At 73.1% G+C, this 15,632-nt stretch carries 15 protein-coding genes; 2 read left to right on the top strand and 13 right to left on the bottom strand.

What is annotated here, in order from left to right; genetic code table 11:
- The 4 genes from ACTHMS_RS16090 to rimP form a co-directional block, all read right to left on the bottom strand.
- On the bottom strand, positions 1-470 hold a 470-nt coding region (locus ACTHMS_RS16090; protein WP_440307681.1), incomplete at its 3' end, for a translation initiation factor IF-2 N-terminal domain-containing protein.
- A 67-nt stretch (positions 471-537) separates the two neighbouring features.
- Positions 538-909 carry a YlxR family protein gene (locus ACTHMS_RS16085; protein ID WP_440307680.1) on the bottom strand — a complete coding sequence of 124 codons (372 nt, stop codon included), beginning with the start codon at positions 907-909 and terminating at the stop codon, positions 538-540.
- 1 nt (position 910) lies between these two features.
- Positions 911-1,930, bottom strand: a complete 1,020-nt coding sequence (nusA, locus tag ACTHMS_RS16080; RefSeq protein WP_440307682.1) for a transcription termination factor NusA — start codon at positions 1,928-1,930, stop codon at positions 911-913.
- A complete protein-coding gene (rimP, locus tag ACTHMS_RS16075; protein ID WP_440307679.1) occupies positions 1,927-2,532 on the bottom strand; it encodes a ribosome maturation factor RimP in 606 nt (201 codons plus the stop codon). The genes nusA and rimP overlap by 4 nt, the downstream gene beginning before the upstream one ends.
- 201 nt (positions 2,533-2,733) lie before the next feature.
- Between rimP and ACTHMS_RS16070 the strand changes: the two genes are divergently transcribed.
- Together ACTHMS_RS16070 and ACTHMS_RS16065 are read left to right on the top strand one after the other, a co-directional pair.
- The gene (locus tag ACTHMS_RS16070) at positions 2,734-3,597 is read left to right on the top strand and encodes a hypothetical protein (RefSeq protein ID WP_440307678.1); all 864 of its coding nucleotides are present in this window, start codon (positions 2,734-2,736) and stop codon (positions 3,595-3,597) included.
- Entirely contained in the window at positions 3,594-4,058 is a 465-nt protein-coding gene (locus ACTHMS_RS16065; protein WP_440307677.1) for a DUF4439 domain-containing protein, read from the top strand. The genes ACTHMS_RS16070 and ACTHMS_RS16065 overlap by 4 nt, the downstream gene beginning before the upstream one ends.
- On the opposite strand, the gene ACTHMS_RS16060 is transcribed toward ACTHMS_RS16065, so the two are convergent.
- The 9 genes from ACTHMS_RS16060 to efeO form a co-directional block, all read right to left on the bottom strand.
- The gene (locus tag ACTHMS_RS16060) at positions 4,045-6,165 is read right to left on the bottom strand and encodes an ABC transporter ATP-binding protein (RefSeq protein WP_440307676.1); all 2,121 of its coding nucleotides are present in this window, start codon (positions 6,163-6,165) and stop codon (positions 4,045-4,047) included. The two genes, ACTHMS_RS16065 and ACTHMS_RS16060, sit on opposite strands and share 14 nt — an antisense overlap.
- A complete protein-coding gene (locus ACTHMS_RS16055) occupies positions 6,162-7,898 on the bottom strand; it encodes an ABC transporter ATP-binding protein (protein WP_440307675.1) in 1,737 nt (578 codons plus the stop codon). Before ACTHMS_RS16055 ends, ACTHMS_RS16060 begins: the two co-directional genes overlap by 4 nt.
- Before the next feature lie 76 nt (positions 7,899-7,974).
- Entirely contained in the window at positions 7,975-8,652 is a 678-nt protein-coding gene (locus ACTHMS_RS16050) for an HAD family hydrolase (RefSeq protein WP_440307674.1), read from the bottom strand.
- A 96-nt stretch (positions 8,653-8,748) separates the two neighbouring features.
- The gene (locus ACTHMS_RS16045; RefSeq protein ID WP_440307673.1) at positions 8,749-9,555 is read right to left on the bottom strand and encodes a GNAT family N-acetyltransferase; all 807 of its coding nucleotides are present in this window, start codon (positions 9,553-9,555) and stop codon (positions 8,749-8,751) included.
- 48 nt (positions 9,556-9,603) lie between these two features.
- The gene (gene ispG, locus ACTHMS_RS16040; protein WP_440307672.1) at positions 9,604-10,746 is read right to left on the bottom strand and encodes a flavodoxin-dependent (E)-4-hydroxy-3-methylbut-2-enyl-diphosphate synthase; all 1,143 of its coding nucleotides are present in this window, start codon (positions 10,744-10,746) and stop codon (positions 9,604-9,606) included.
- 80 nt (positions 10,747-10,826) lie between these two features.
- Complete coding sequence (locus tag ACTHMS_RS16035; RefSeq protein ID WP_440307671.1) at positions 10,827-12,140, bottom strand: M50 family metallopeptidase; 1,314 nt, start codon at positions 12,138-12,140, stop codon at positions 10,827-10,829.
- A 13-nt stretch (positions 12,141-12,153) separates the two neighbouring features.
- A complete protein-coding gene (gene dxr / locus ACTHMS_RS16030) occupies positions 12,154-13,356 on the bottom strand; it encodes a 1-deoxy-D-xylulose-5-phosphate reductoisomerase (protein ID WP_440307670.1) in 1,203 nt (400 codons plus the stop codon).
- 16 nt (positions 13,357-13,372) lie between these two features.
- A complete protein-coding gene (gene efeB / locus ACTHMS_RS16025; RefSeq protein ID WP_440307669.1) occupies positions 13,373-14,575 on the bottom strand; it encodes an iron uptake transporter deferrochelatase/peroxidase subunit in 1,203 nt (400 codons plus the stop codon).
- Positions 14,572-15,632: iron uptake system protein EfeO (gene efeO, locus ACTHMS_RS16020; RefSeq protein ID WP_440307668.1), on the bottom strand; the 1,061-nt coding region annotated here is incomplete at its 5' end. The genes efeB and efeO, both read right to left, overlap by 4 nt.

Raw genomic sequence — 15,632 nt, 5'->3', positions numbered from 1 at the left:
GGCGCACCGGGAGCGGCCGGGGCGGCGGGCGGTGCCGTCGGCGCGGACGCGGCCGGCGCGACCGGGGCACCCGGACGACCGGGGACGCCCGGACGGGCGCCCGGCGCACCGGGCGTGCCGGCGGGACGCGACGGCGGCACCACGGTCGGCTCCGCCTGCACCGGCGCGGCCGGCGGCGGGGTCGCCGGGGCGGCGGGTGCCGACGGCGCAGCGGGCGCGGCGGCGGCCGGCGCGACCGGCTCGACGGGAGCGCTGGGGGCGGCCGGGGCAGCGGCCTTGCGGGCCGGCGCCTTCTTGGCCGGGGCGGCGGAGGCGGGGAACGCCTCACGGAGCTTGCGGACGACCGGCGGTTCGACGGTCGACGACGGGCTCTTCACGTACTCGCCGAGCTCGTTCAGCTTCGCGAGGACGTCCTTGCTGGATACACCGAGCTCTTTCGCGAGCTCGTGTACGCGGGCCTTGCCTGGCACGGATCTCCTTGGGGATTGGCGAGCCGCACGGCAGACCCGTGGCGGCCCGGTCAGACGGGAGTGCTACTCATTGCTGGCGCTTCATCGCACGGCCATGGGTTTTCATCTCCTGCGGTTGTCCGCTCTGGTGGACCTCTCCGGTCCGCTCGGCAACGTACTCGCGCACCGGCGTCGGGTCGAGGGGGCCGGCCTGTCGCAGCGCCCGCCCGAACGCCCGCCGCCGCTCGGCGAGAGCGACGCACGCCGGTGTGGGATGCACCCAGGCACCCCGCCCCGGCAGGCGACGCCGGACATCGGGGACCGCGGTCCCGTCCGCCGCGACGACGCGGAGCAGATCGGTGGCCGACGTCCGGCAGCGGCAACCGATGCAGGTGCGCTGGGGATCTGACCGCGGCGAACCGGAACTGGCTGACGTCGACGTACGGACGGCCGGTTTCACTCTACCCCGCGGACGAGGCTTCGTCCGACCGCCCCGCAGCCTGCTGGCCCTCGGCGTCGGAATGGATGTCGATGCGCCACCCCGTCAGCCGGGCCGCGAGCCGGGCGTTCTGCCCCTCGCGTCCGATGGCCAGGGAGAGCTGGAAGTCCGGCACGACGACCCGCACCTGCTGGGTCGACCGGTCGACGACCTCGGACGAGACCACGTGCGACGGCGACAACGCGTTGCCGACGAACTGGGCCGGGTCCTCGGCCCAGTCGATGATGTCGATCTTCTCGCCGTGCAGCTCGGCGACCACGTTGCGCACCCGCTGGCCCATCGGGCCGATGCAGGCGCCCTTGGCGTTCAGGCCCGGCACCTTCGTCCGGACGGCGATCTTCGAGCGGTGCCCGGCCTCGCGCGCGACCGCGACGATCTCGACCGAACCGTCGGCGATCTCGGGCACCTCGAGCGCGAACAGCTTCTTCACCAGGTTCGGGTGGGTGCGGCTCACCGTGACCTGCGGGCCGCGCATGCCGCGGGCCACACCGACGACGTAGCAGCGGATGCGCGAGCCGTGCGTGTACTGCTCGCCCGGCACCTGCTCGGACTGCGGCAGGATCGCCTCGACCTTGCCGATGTCGACGAGCACCACCCCGCGCTGGGCGGCGTGGGCGTCGGCCTGGATCACGCCGGTGACGATGTCGCCCTCGCGGCCCGAGTACTCGCCGAAGGTCTGGTCGTGCTCGGCGTCGCGCAGCCGCTGGAGGATCACCTGGCGCGCCGTCATGGCGGCCACCCGACCGAAGTCGGTCGGGGTGTCGTCGTACTCCTCCTCGATCTCACCGTCCGGGCCGAGCTCCTGGGCCCACACGACGACCTCGCCGGACTTCCGGTCGATGCTCACCCGCGCGTGCGGCAGCGAGTGCGGCGTGTGCTTGTACGCGGTCAGCAGCGCGGTCTCGAGGGCGTCCAGCAGCGTGTCGAACGAGATCTCCTTCTCCCGCTCGATGCTGCGCAGCGCGGCGAGGTCGACGCTCACCATGACGTTCCGCCCTCCTCCGCGTGCTCGCCCGCGATGTCCGTGTCGATGTCGATGTCCGTGTCGCTGTCCGTGTCGCTGTCCGTGTCGTCGGTGTCGCCGTCGTCCCGGTGCCCGGGCGCGTGCTGGAACTCGACCTGGATCCGTCCCGGCCCGAGTTCGTCGTACCCGAAGCGGTGCCGGCTGCCGTCGACGTCGAGCTGCACGCCGCGGTCGTCGGTGTCGACGACGCGGCCGGTGAGCTTCCGGTCGCCGGACGTGACCGACACGAGGCGCCCCTTCGCCCGTCGCCAGTGGCGCGGCTCGGTGAGCGGGCGGTCGACACCCGGCGAGCTCACCTCGAGCACGTACGGTCCGGCGAACCCGTCGCCGTCGGCGTCGAGGTGGTCGGAGACCAGGCGGCTGACGTCGGCGACCGCGTCGAGGTCGATGCCGCCGTCGCGGTCGACGATCACCCGCACGAGGTTGCGGCGCCCCGCCGCCGTCACCGAGATGTCCTCGAGGTCGTAGCCCGCCTCGCGCACGAGCGGCGTCAGCGTGTCAAGCAGCCGCTCGCGTTCCCGCGCGGAACTGCCGGACGACCGGCCGGAAGCGGATGACATGGTCGCTCCCTGTTCTGTTCGCAACGCTCGGGCCCAGATGGACGGTTCACTGGCCGCGAGTGGTCACCTGCCCACCCGCAGCACACACCCTAACGGGAGCACGTCCCGGCTGCGTGTCGCCGGTCGGCCGCGTGGCACCACCGGGCACGCCGCGGCGCGCTGCACGGCACGCCGTCGGTGCGATGCGAGGATGACCGGGTCATGAGTTCCGCATCCGACGAGCCGGTCACGCCGTCCGCCGACGAGCCGGCCGCCGCAGAACCGACCGCCCCCGAGGCCACGAACGACCCGGCTGCAGACACCAGCGCCGACCACACCACCGACGAACCCGCCGACGAACCGGCCCACGACACCGCCGACGACGAGGCCGCTGCTGCCGACGCCGAGCGTCCGTCACCGGTGCCGTTGCGCGACCGGCTGGTCGCCGAGCCGCGGACCGTCGAGCCGATCGCCGACGCCGAGGCGGACGCCCGGCCCGCCGAGGGATCCGGGGCTGCGGCCGCTGCGGCACCCGGCCGCCCGGCCCCGGTACCGCCGGTCGACCCGGCCGCTCCCCTCGACCCGTCGCTGCGGCTCACGCCGGCCGAGAAGGCCGTACTGGACGCCGCCCCGCCGCCCCCGCCGTCCCGTCGGTTCGTGCTGGGCACGGGGGTGCTGGTGCTGCTGGGCATCGGCGGTGGCGTCGGCTGGTCGTTCTGGCGCACCCGCTCACGCGCGCCGCGCACCGCCCCACCCGCGCTGCTCGACGCCGCCCGCGCCGAACGCACGCTGATGGCGCGGCTCGACGCCGAGCTCGCCGCCGACCCCGCACGGGCCCCGCTGCTGCGCCAGATCCGGGCCGACCACGCCGCGCATGCGGCGACCCTGGACGCCGCGGTCGCGGCCCACACCGGCGCGACGCCGAAGCACGAGCCGGTGACGGCCCCGGCCACCGCCCTGCGCGCCGTCGAGCAGGACGCCGCCGCGGCCGCCGCCCGGCGCGCCGCGCGCCTCACCGGTCGCGACGCCGCGCTGCTCGCCAGCATCGCCGCCTGCGAGTCGACCCACGTGGCGCTGCTGACATGAGCGCACCCGGCGCGGCCGTCGCGAAGGCCTGGCAGGCCGCCCTCGCCGCCGAACACCGGGCCGTCTTCGCCTACGCCCTGCTCGGCCCGCGGCTCACCACCCAGCAGTCGGCGTTGGCCGTCACCTGCTCCGACGCCCACGAGCAGTTGCGCGACCGGACGGCGGCCGCGCTCGGTACCGCCGGCGTGCCGCCGGTCGGCCCGAAGGCCGACTACCCCGACCTCTATCCGGTGGCCGATGCCAACGCCGCGCGCAGGCTCGCCGTGCGGGTCGAGGACGACTGCGCCGCCGCCTGGCGCTGGCTCTACCTGCAGGCCGCCTCGGTCGCGGCGCCACCGGCCGGTCTGCGCGACGCCGCGCAGGCCGCCCTCACGGCGAGCGCGCTGCGCAGCACCCAGTGGCGCAGGATCGACGACCCGACGCACGTCACCGTGGCGTTCCCGGGCATCACCTCGGCCTGACGCCGGCGAACGCCGCACCCGGCGGCCCCGCGGCGGCGCTCTCGGGTGCGACCGCGTCGTCGGCGTCGGCCCCGGTCGGTGCCTCGAACTGCGCGTTGTACAGGTCGGCGTAGGCCCCGCCACGCTCGAGCAGCTGGGCGTGCGTGCCCTGCTCGACGATCCGGCCCTGCTGCATCACCAGGATCAGGTCGGCGTCGCGGATCGTCGACAGCCGGTGCGCGATGACGAAGCTCGTGCGGTTGCGCCGCAGCGCGGCCATCGCGTGCTGCACCAGCACCTCGGTGCGCGTGTCGACCGCGCTCGTCGCCTCGTCCAGGATGAGCAGCGACGGCTGGGCGAGGAACGCGCGCGCGATCGTGATGAGCTGCTTCTGCCCGACCGACAGGTTGCCGGACTGCTCGTCGAGCACCGTGTCGTAGCCGTGCGGCAGGGCCTGCACGAACCGGTCGACGTAGGTGGCCTGCGCCGCCGCCAGGATCTCGGCCTCGGACGCGCCGGGCCGGCCGTAGGCGATGTTGTCACGGATCGTGCCGCCGAACAGCCAGGTGTCCTGCAGCACCATGCCGATCTCGCCGCGCAGGTCGTCACGGGTCATGCCCGCGATGTCGACGCCGTCGAGCAGGATGCGGCCGCTGTCGAGCTCGTAGAACCGCATGATCAGGTTCACCAGCGTCGTCTTGCCGGCACCGGTCGGGCCGACGATCGCGATGGTCTGCCCCGGCTCGGCCACCAGCGACAGGTCGTCGATGAGCGGGACGTCGGGCAGGTAGCGGAAGCCGACGTGCTCGAACTCGACGCGCCCGCGCCGGGCGGTCGGGCGCTCGGCCGCCACCGGATCGGGCCGCTGCTCATCGGCGTCCAGCAGGTCGAACACCCGCTCGGCCGAGGCGACACCGGACTGCAGCAGGTTGGCCATCGACGCGACCTGAGTCAGCGGCTGGGTGAACTGCCGCGAGTACTGGATGAACGCCTGCACCTCGCCCAGCGTCATCGCCCCGGACGCGACCCGCAGGCCGCCGACCACCGCGACGAGCACGTAGTTGAGGTTCCCGAGGAACATCATCGTCGGCATGATGATGCCGCTGACGAACTGCGCGCCGAACGACGCCTCGTAGAGCGCTTCGTTCCGCTCGGCGAAGCGCTGCTCGACCTCGTGCCGGCGGCCGAAGACAGTGACCAGCTCGTGGCCGGTGAAGGCCTCCTCGATCTGCCCGTTCAACGCCCCGGTGTGCTTCCACTGGGCCATGAACTGCTGCTGCGAGCGCCGGGCGATGGCCTTGGTGAGCCACATCGACACCGGGATCGTGATCACCGCGATGACCGCCAGCAGCGGCGAGATGAACAGCATCATCGACACCACGCCGACGACGGTGAGCAGCGACAGCAACAGTTGGCTCAACGTCTGTTGCAGCACGGTCGACACGTTGTCGATGTCGTTGGTGACCCGGCTGAGGATCTCGCCGCGCGGCTGCTGGTCGAAGTACGGCAGCGGCAGGCGGTTGAGCTTGTCCTCGACGTCGGCGCGCAGGCGGTACACCGTGCGTTGCACGATGCCGTTCAGCAGGTAGCCCTGGCCCCACGAGAGCAGCGCCGAGGCGAGGTAGACGCCGACCACGAGCAGCACCAGGTGCCCGAGGGCGGTGAAGTCGATGCCGACGCCCGGGATCACGTGCGCGCTCTCGAGCACGTCGGCGAAGCGCCCCTCGCCCGCGGCGCGGGCACGGGCGACGACGTCGGCCAGCGGCACCCCCGCCGGCAGCCGGTCGCCGAGCGCACCGCGGAAGACGATGTTCGTCGCCCGGCCGAGCAGCCACGGCCCGAGCACCGACAGCGTGACGCCGCAGACGGCCATCACCAGCACCGCGATCACACCGGCGCGTTCGGGCCGCAGGCGGCGGATCAGCCGCTTGGCCGACGGCTTGAACGTCACCGACTTCTCGGCCGGCATGCCGATCGTCATCCACGGCGGGCCACCACCACGACGGGCCTGTCCCCCGGCCTCGGGCAGCCGCGCGGGCGTCGGGCCCGTTGCGCCCGTCGGGCCGGTGGAACCCTGCTCGCCACCGGCAGCCCCGCCACGACCCGGCGCCTTCTGCAGGCTGGTCATGCCGCCGCCTCCGCCGCCGACAACTGCGACGCCACGATCTCGGCATAGGTCGGGCAGCTCTCGAGCAGTTCGTCGTGCCGCCCGATGCCGACCACGGCACCGTCGTCGAGCACCACGATCTGGTCGGCGTCGACGACCGTCGACACGCGCTGGGCGACGATCAGGACGGCTGCGTCACGCGTCAGTGGCCGCAGCGCGGCGCGCAGCCGCGCGTCGGTGCCGAGGTCGAGTGCGGACAGCGCGTCGTCGAGGCTGTAGATCTCGGGTCGCCGCACGAGGGCACGGGCGATCGCGAGCCGTTGCCGCTGGCCGCCGGACAGGTTGGTGCCACCCTGGGCGACGCGCGCGTCGAGCCCGCCGGCGAGCGAGGAGACGAAGTCGCGCGCCTGCGCCGTCTCGAGCGCCGCCCAGAGCTCGTCGTCGGTCGCGTCCGGGCGCCCGTAGCGCAGGTTCGACGCCACCGTGCCGGAGAAGAGGAAGGACTGCTGCGGCACGTAGCCGATGCGGTCGGTCAGCAGGTCGGGGTCGAGCCGACGCACGTCGACGCCGTCGACCAGCACCGCGCCCTCGGTGACGTCGAGCAGCCGCGGCACCAGCGAGACCAGCGTGGTCTTGCCGGCGCCGGTGCTGCCGATGACCGCGGTGGTCGTGCCCGGGCCGAGCGCGAAGGTGATGTCGCGCAGCACCGGCGCCGCGGCGCCGGGGTAGCGGAAGGTCACCTGCTCGAACCGCACCTCGGCGCGGCCGTGCGCCTCGGTGACGGGGTCGGTCGGCGGGGCGATGGAGGACTGCTCGTCCAGCACCTCCTGGCTGCGCTCGGCGCACACCGAGGCGCGTGGGATGGACATCAGCATGAAGGTGGCCATCATGATCGACATCAGGATCTGCAGCAGGTAGCTCAGGTAGGCCGTCAACGACCCGACCTGCATCTGGCCGTGGTCGACGCGGGACGCGCCGAACCAGATCACCGCCACGCTCGACAGGTTCACCACGAGCAGGACGACCGGGAACATGGTGGCGAGCCAGCGCCCGGCGCTGGTGGAGGTGTCGGTGAGCCGCTGGTTCGCCGCCGCGTAGCGCTCGCGCTCGACGCCCTCGCGCACGAACGCGCGCACGACCCGCACGCCGGTGATCTGCTCGCGCAGCACCCGGTTGATGGCGTCCAGCCGGTCCTGCATCGCGCGGAACTGCGGCACCATGCGCGAGACGATGAACCCGATCGCCACGGCGAGCACCGGGATGTTCACCGCGAGCAGCCACGACAGGCCGATGTCCTGCCGCAGGGCCATGACGACGCCGCCCACGCACATGATCGGCGCGGCGACCATCATCGTGCAGGTCATCACCACCAACATCTGCACCTGCTGCACGTCGTTGGTCGTGCGGGTGATGAGCGACGGCGCACCGAAGTGCGCCATCTCGCGGGCCGAGAACCCGCTGACCCGGCCGAAGACGGCCCCGCGGACGTCGCGGCCGAACCCCATCGCGGTGCGGGCGCCGAAGTAGACCGCGCCGATCGAGCAGGCGATCTGCAGCAGGCTGACCGCCAGCATCCAGCCGCCGAGGCGCACGATGTAGCCGGTGTCGCCGCGGGCGACCCCGTTGTCGATGATGTCGGCGTTGAGGCTGGGCAGGTACAGCGCGGCCATCGTGCCCACGAACTGCAGGCCCACCACCGCGGCCAGCGGCCGGCGATAGGCGTGCAGATGGGTGCGCAGCAGTGTCAGCAGCACCGGTGTCCCTCCCGATCGACCTGCACCAGCATGCACCCGGCCGCTGACAATTTCCGCCGCCGATCGCTGACGGCGATCACCGCCAGGCGTCGACGACGGCGAGCAGGTCGGCCAGCCGCAGGATGACGGCGTCCGGGTCGCCCTCGACCGGGCCCTGCTGCTCGGGCGGGATGTCGCTGTGCGGGATCAGCACGGCGCGCATGCCGACCGCCTTCGCGCCGTGCACGTCGTCGAACGGCCGGTCGCCCACAAAGACGCACCGCGCCGGGTCGTCGACGCCGACGGCGCCCATCGCCGCGCGGAAGGCCTCGGGGTGCGGCTTCGTCCAGGTCGTCTCGGACGTGTACACCGCGCCGTCGAGCAGGGCGAGCACGCCGTCGCGGGCGAAGATGCGCTCGTGCTCGGCCCGCGGCCAGAGCGTGTTGGAGAGGACACCGATGCGGATGCCACGCTCGCGCAACCCCTCGAACACCGCCGGCGCGTCCGGGTCGAGCAGCGTGTGCGGCTCCCACCAGTCGTGCACCGCCCGGCGCAGCACGTCGTCGGGCTCGACCCCGGCCGCGCGGAAGACGTCGTCGAGCGTGCCGGACAGGTGGTGGTCGCGCGAGCGGGCCCACGTCTCCTGCTCGGCGGCGAGCAGGCGCCCGGCGAGCTCGTCGTCACCGACCGCGTCGATCCACGGGCTGATCGGGTCGATCGTGTGCCACGGCGTGAGCGTGCCGCCCCAGTCGAAGATCACCGCGTCGATCGTCACGAGCAGCGAGGCTAGCGATGATCAGAACAGGATGGTCGACAGCTCGCCGACCTGGCGCATGCCGAGGCGCGCGTAGAGCCGGCGCGCCGGCGCGTTTTAGTCGTTGACGTAGAGCGAGGCCGACGGCGCCAGGTCGAGCGCCCGCAGCAGCACCTGTGCCATGGCCGCGGTCGCGAGGCCGCGGCCCCGGTCGCGCGGCCGCACCCACACGCCCTGGATCTGGCAGGTGTGCGGGGTCAGCGCCCCGATGTCTGCCTTGAAGACGATCTCGCCGCTCGCGTCGGCGACGCCGAAGGCGCGCCCGGCGGCGAGCATGCGCTCGGCGCGGCGGCGGTACCCGCCCGCGGTCGCCGGGACCAGCGGCGACACCCCGAGCTCCTCGGTGAACATCGCCGCCGACGCCGGCAGGTAGTGGTCGATCTCGTCCGGTCGCAGCACGCGCACCTGCGGCCCGGCCGCGACGTCGCGCAGGCCGTCGGGCCGGTCGAGCAGCAGCAGCGGCTGGTGTCCGCGCACGGCCCGCGCCTCGCCCCAGGCAGGCCGCACCGCGTCCCAGATGCGCCGCACCGTGGGCAACGGACCGACGATCGAGGTGCAGTCACGGCGCAGGCCGGCGAGGTGCCGCCCGAGCGCCGCGAGCGCCTCGTCGTCGGTGCCGATCGGTACGAGGTTCCCGCCGTGCAGGACGGCGGCTCGCAGCCGGTGCGGGTGGCCGATGCCGAACGGCGTCGCACCGAGCCGCATGGGCACGATGCTGCGCGCGAGCGCCAGCCGGGCGATCGGCATCGCGTTCGCGATCGGGTCGACCGCCAGCAGCCGCTCGAGCCCGGGACGGTCGGCGTCGCCAAGCATCCGGACGGCGTCGTCGCCGGGACGCTCGGCCAGCGGCCGCGCGGTGGTCACGTGCGCGACGCTACCGCGACCCGCCCGCACACCCCGTCAGCCGACGGGTCAGCTCACCGAGACGGTGGGCTCGCCCGTGCTCTCCATCGTCTCGGCGAGGCGCAGTGCCTCCTCGATGAGGGTCTCGACGATCTGCGACTCGGGCACGGTCTTGATGACCTCGCCCTTGACGAAGATCTGCCCCTTGCCGTTGCCGGACGCGACGCCGAGGTCGGCCTCGCGGGCCTCGCCCGGCCCGTTCACGACGCAGCCCATGACGGCGACGCGCAGCGGCACGGTCATGCCCTCGAGTCCCGCGGTGACCTTGTCGGCGAGCGTGTACACGTCCACCTGGGCGCGTCCGCACGACGGGCACGACACGATCTCGAGTTTGCGCTGGCGCAGGTTCAGCGACTGCAGGATCTGCAGGCCGACCTTCACCTCCTCGACCGGCGGGGCCGACAGCGAGACGCGGATCGTGTCGCCGATGCCCTTGCTCAGCAGCGCCCCGAACGCGACGGCCGACTTGATCGTGCCCTGGAAGGCCGGCCCGGCCTCGGTGACGCCGAGGTGCAGCGGGTAGTCGCACGCCTCGGCGAGCAGCTCGTAGGCGCGCACCATGACCACCGGGTCGTTGTGCTTGACCGAGATCTTGAAGTCGCGGAAGTCGTGCTCCTCGAACAGCGACGCCTCCCACAGCGCCGACTCGACGAGCGCCTCCGGCGTGGCCTTGCCGTACTTCTCGAGCAGCCGCTTGTCGAGCGAACCCGCGTTCACGCCGATGCGCAGCGAGACGCCGGCGTCCTTGGCCGCCTTCGCGATCGCGCCGACCTGGTCGTCGAACTTCTTGATGTTGCCCGGGTTGACGCGCACCGCGGCGCAGCCCGCGTCGATGGCGGCGAAGACGTACTTGGGCTGGAAGTGGATGTCGGCGATGACCGGGATCTGGCTGTGCTTCGCGATCTCGGGCAGCGCGTCGGCGTCGTCCTGGCTCGGGCAGGCGACGCGGACGATGTCGCAGCCCGCCGCGGTGAGCTCCGCGATCTGCTGCAGCGTCGCGTTCACGTCGGCGGTGAGCGTCGTGGTCATCGACTGCACCGAGACCGGCGCGTCGCCACCGACCAGCACCGAGCCGACCTTGATCTGTCGGGACTTCCGGCGCGGGGCGAGCGTGGGCGGCGGGGCGGACGGCATACCGAGGGGAACGGCCATGACGACCATTATCCGCCTGCGTGGTGGACGAACGGTGTTCCGTGAGCCACCGCGACGTCAGCCGCCGCAAGGGGGATGGGTTAACCGCCCAGGACGTCGATCGGCTTGACGATGTCCGCGTAGGCGGTGAGCACCGTGAGCACGAGCAGCACGCCCGCGACGGCGTACATCACCGGCAGCATCTGCGCGGTGTCGACGAAGATCTGCTCGCGTCGGCCGCGCACCCGGGCCATGCCCCGGCGGATCGCCTCGACGATCGCCCCGGCCACGTGCCCGCCGTCCAGCGGCAGCAGCGGCAGCAGGTTGAAGAAGAACAGCAGCAGGTTCACGGACGCGAGCAGGCTGACCAGCGTGTAGATCTTGTCCTGCCGGTCGAGCAGCTTGCTGCCGGCGAAGTCGCCGGAGATGCGCCCGATGCCGATGACGCCGACGGCGCTGTTCACGTCACGCGGCTTGTTCTCGAAGATCGTGCCGAACAGGTCACCGATGCGCTGGGGGTACTGCATCAGGCGGTCCCAGCCGGTGCGGATCTGGTCGCCGATCTGGCCGGGCACCCCGCTGATCGGCACCGCCTGGTAGTAGTGCCGGAAGTGCGGGCTGGCCCCGATGAAGCCGGCCGTCTTGAAGGCCGTGCAGTCGGCGTTCGCGCACTTCTGGTTCTCGACCGGCGTGATGCGCAGCGCCACCGGCTTCCCGGCACGCAGCACGTGCACGACGATCGTCCGGTCGGCCGACTTCTCGATGATGGCGACCGTCTCGTCCCAGGTCTTCACCGGCGTGCTGTCGATCGCGACGACCGTGTCGCCGGGCTGCAGCCCGTCCCTCGCCGCCGGCGCGTTCGGCACCGTGCACGGCGGCACCTGGTTGGCCGGCGTGCTCGCCTTCACCACGCACTTGCTGATGTCGCCGACGGTGGTGGTCGGGTCGTCGTGCGGCGTGCCGAGCGTCGTGAGCAGCACGAGCGTGAGCACGAGGTAGATGAGGAGGTTCATGGTCGGGCCGCCGACCATGACGATCATCTTCTTGCCCGGGGTGAGCCGGTAGAACTGCCGGTGCTCGTCCTGCGGGTCGAGCTCGTGGCGGCTGGTCTGCCGGAAGTCCTCGATCGTGGCCGCGATCCGGCGCGGCCAGCGCGAGCGCCTGCCGTCGGCGCGCGGCGGCACCATGCCGATCATCCGGATGTAGCCGCCGGCCGGGATGGCCTTGATGCCGTACTCGGTGTCGCCGCGCTTGCGCGAGAAGACCGTCGGCCCGAAGCCGACCATGTACTGGGTGACCTTCACGCCGAACTTCTTGGCGGGCACCATGTGCCCGATCTCGTGCAGCGCGATGCTCAGCAGCAGCCCGACGACGAAGAAGACGACGCCGAACGTGTAGAGCAGCCACGTGGGCACCCACGGCCTCCGATCAGGCGGTCGAGCTTCCGGTTGCGAGCCGCCGGCGGACCTCGTCCCGAGCCCAGGCGTCGGCCCGTTCGACGTCCTCGACGGTACCGGGCTCGCCCAGCGCGGGATGCTGATCCCTCAGCCACTCGTCCAGTACATCGGCCACCGTGTCGACGATCTGCAGGAATCCGACGCGGTGCTCGTGGAAGGCCTCGACGAGTTCCTCGTTGGCGGCGTTGAAGACCGCCGGCGCACAGCCCCCGGCCTCCCCCGCCCGGCGGGCCACCTGCACCGCCGGGAAGGCGGCGTCGTCGAGCGGTTCGAAGGTCCACTGCTGCGCCGTCGTCCAGTCGACGGACGAGGCGGCGCCGGGCACGCGGTCGGGCCAGCCGAGGGCGAGCGCGATCGGCAGCCGCATGTCCGGCGGCGAGGCCTGGGCGAGCGTCGAGCCGTCGACGAACTCGACCATCGAGTGGATCACCGACTGCGGGTGCACGACGACGTCGATGCGGTCGTACGGCACGCCGAACAGCAGGTGCGCCTCGATCACCTCGAGGCCCTTGTTCACCAGCGTCGCCGAGTTCGTGGTGATGAGCCGGCCCATGTCCCAGGTCGGGTGCGCGAGCGCCTGCCGCGGCGTGACGTCGGCGAGCTCGTCGCGGCGGCGACCGCGGAACGGGCCGCCGCTGGCCGTCAGCAGCAGCCGCCGCACCTCGTCGGGCCGCCCGCCGCGCAGGCACTGCGCGAGCGCCGAGTGCTCCGAGTCGACCGGCACCAGCTGCCCCTCGCCGGCGAGGCCCGTGACGAGCGAGCCGCCGGCCACCAGGGACTCCTTGTTGGCGAGCGCGACGACCCGGCCGGCGGTGAGCGCGGCGACGGTGGCCCGCAGGCCGGCGGCCCCGGCGACGGCGTTGAGCACGATGTCGCAGCCGAGCGCGGCGAGCCCGGTGTTCGCGTCCGGGCCGCTGACGATGCGCGGCGCCGGCACGTCGGCCGGCCAGACCCGGTCGAGCGCGGCGCGCAGGGCCGGCTCGGCGTCGGCGCGGCTCACCCCGACCGCCTGCACCCGCAGCCGGGCCGCCTGCTCGGCCAGCAACCCCACGTCCGAGCCGCCGGCGCTGATGGCCGTGACCTCGAACCGGTCGTCGGCGGCGGTGGCGACGTCGATCGTCTGGGTGCCGATCGACCCGGTCGAGCCGAGCAGGACGATGCGACGTCGGGTCATGCCCCCATCCTGCCGGTCAGGCGAACAGGGCCCTGCCCCACCAGTCCCCCGGGCCCTGCAGCCCGGGCGGCACGGCCAAGATCGCGCTGCCGGTGTGCCGGATGTACTCGTTCAGCGCGTCGTGCTGCCCGAGCCGCTGCTGGATCGGCACGAACTGCGCGCGCGGGTCGGCCTGGTAGGCGAGGAAGAACAGCCCGGCGTCGAGCAGCCCGGTCTCGGGGTCGATCCCGTCGGTGTAGCTGTAGCCGCGCCGCAGCAGCTTCGCGCCGCCGTTCGCCGTCGGCGCCGCCAGCCGCACGTGGGCGTCCGCCGGCATGCGTTCGAAGTCGACCCGGTCGAACTCGTGCTGCTTGCCGATGGGCGCGCCGGTGTCCTTCACCCGGCCGAAGGTGCGCTCCTGCTCGCCGAGCGACGCGGTGTCCCACGACTCGACGAGCATGCGGACGCGCCGCGCCACGAGGTAGCTGCCGCCGGCCATCCACGCCTGGTCGCCGCCGTCGGCCCACACCCACCGGTCGAGGTCGGCCGTGTCCTCGCCCTTGATGTTGGCGGTGCCGTCCTTGAACCCCATCAGGTTGCGCGGCGTCTGCTGCGACGTCGAGGTCGAGGACGTGCGGCCGAAGCCCAGCTGCGTCCACCTGAGCACGGCGGTCCCGCGGGCCAGGCGGGCAAGGTTGCGGATGGCGTGGAAGGCCACCTGCGGGTCGTCCGCGCACGCCTGCACGCCGATGTCGCCGCCGCTGCGGGCGGGGTCGAGCGTGTCGCCGGGGAAGGCGGGCAGGTCGACGAGTGCGGCCGGCCGCCTGTCGCGCAGGCCGAACCGGTCGTCGAACAGCGACGACCCGAACCCGACGGTGATCGTGAGCGACGACGCCGGCAGGCCCATCGCCTCACCGGTGTCGATCGGCGGCGTCAGGGGCGCGGTCTCCACCGCACCGACCGGTCGGCCGGCCGTCAGCTGCGCGGCCGCCGCGGCCCAGGTGCCCAACATCCGTTGCAGGGCAGCGGCGTCGGTGGTCGTCACGGTGAACGCGGCGAACGCGAGCCGGTCCTGCGCCGGCGTGGTGATACCGGCCTGGTGGCGGCCGTAGAACGGCACGACGCCGGACGCGCCCGATGTGCCGCCGGACGCCAGGGCGTAGCCGGTGCCGCCGGCCGCGGCGAGCCCGAGCGCGCCGAGCCCGCCACCGAGGAAGCGCCGGCGTGAGGTCGCGGTCACGACTGGGCCGCCACCTTCTGCGCCACCGTCGACAGCGGCTCCTGCACTGACTTCACCGCTGCCGCGAGCGCGCGCTTGTCGTCGGCCGTCAGCGCCGTGTACCGCACGACGCCGCCCAGCGCGGACGGGTCGCGGTAGGCGTCGATCGCCCGGTCGAGCGCGGCGAAGCGCTGCGCGATGGTGGCGGTGAGGGCCGGGTCGATGCGCTGCAGCGCGGGCCGCAGCTGCGCGAAGGCCTGCTGCGAGCCAACGACGTTGTCGGTCATGTCGAGCAGGTCGAGGCGCGAGTACCGCTCCTCCTCGCCGGTGATCTTGGACGCGACGACCTCGTCGAGCAGTTCCTGGGCGCCGTTGGCGAGCTCGGTCGGCTGGTAGCGCTGGGTCGCGGTCAGTCGCTGCAGGCGGCGCACGTCGTCGACGAGGCGGTCGGCGACCGGCGCGAGCCCGTCGAGGCTGCGGGCCTGGAACAGCCCGCGCTCGAGCACGTGCATGCCGCGCCACTGCGCCGCCGGCACGTCGCCGGCGCGTGCGTCGATGTCGGCGTCGATGTCGTCGCCGCCGACCGAGAACGACTCGGCCACCGGCTCGATCCGCTCGTAGTACGGGCGGGCGCCGGCGTACGCGCGCTGGGCCGCGGCGAGGTCGGTGCCGCGCACCGCCGCCGCCAGCCGTTCGGCGGCGGTCACGAGTTGCCCGACCTGCTGCGAGACGTAGGCGGCGTACCCGGAGCTCGCCTGCGCGAGCAGCGCGGTCACCGGGCTGTCGTCAGCCGGCGCGCGCTCGCCGGTGACCACGATCGACCGCCGCTCAGGCGTCGCGCCGGGGCAGAAGAGCGTGTAGGCGCCGGCGGGGAGGGTGACCGCAAAGTCGCCGCTGAACCCTGGCGGCACGTTCTCCTTCTCGCCGACGATCCGGCTGCCGCTGAGCACCTCGACCTCGGTGACCGCGGTCGCGTCCTTGTTGATCACGTGCAGGCTGATGCCGCCGGCCCGGAAGCGCCCGGCGCTCGGCACGCAGCCGTCCGCGGCGGTCACGGTGATCGTCGCGTGCCCGGTGG

The sequence above is a fragment of the Jatrophihabitans sp. genome (assembly GCF_051960575.1).
In the GTDB taxonomy this organism is placed as follows: Bacteria; Actinomycetota; Actinomycetes; order Mycobacteriales; family Jatrophihabitantaceae; genus JBQCEE01.
This window is presented reverse-complemented; position numbering and strand designations above follow the sequence as displayed.

What these genes read in the sequence shown, in the direction of transcription:
- dxr (WP_440307670.1), bottom strand. Translation starts at nt 13,356, where the DNA reads ATGACCCGACGTCGCATCGTCCTGCTCGGCTCGACCGGGTCGATCGGC.
- ispG (WP_440307672.1), bottom strand. Translation starts at nt 10,746, where the DNA reads ATGGCCGTTCCCCTCGGTATGCCGTCCGCCCCGCCGCCCACGCTCGCC.
- ACTHMS_RS16070 (WP_440307678.1), top strand. Translation starts at nt 2,734, where the DNA reads ATGAGTTCCGCATCCGACGAGCCGGTCACGCCGTCCGCCGACGAGCCG.
- ACTHMS_RS16060 (WP_440307676.1), bottom strand. Translation starts at nt 6,165, where the DNA reads ATGACCAGCCTGCAGAAGGCGCCGGGTCGTGGCGGGGCTGCCGGTGGC.
- ACTHMS_RS16065 (WP_440307677.1), top strand. Translation starts at nt 3,594, where the DNA reads ATGAGCGCACCCGGCGCGGCCGTCGCGAAGGCCTGGCAGGCCGCCCTC.
- rimP (WP_440307679.1), bottom strand. Translation starts at nt 2,532, where the DNA reads ATGTCATCCGCTTCCGGCCGGTCGTCCGGCAGTTCCGCGCGGGAACGC.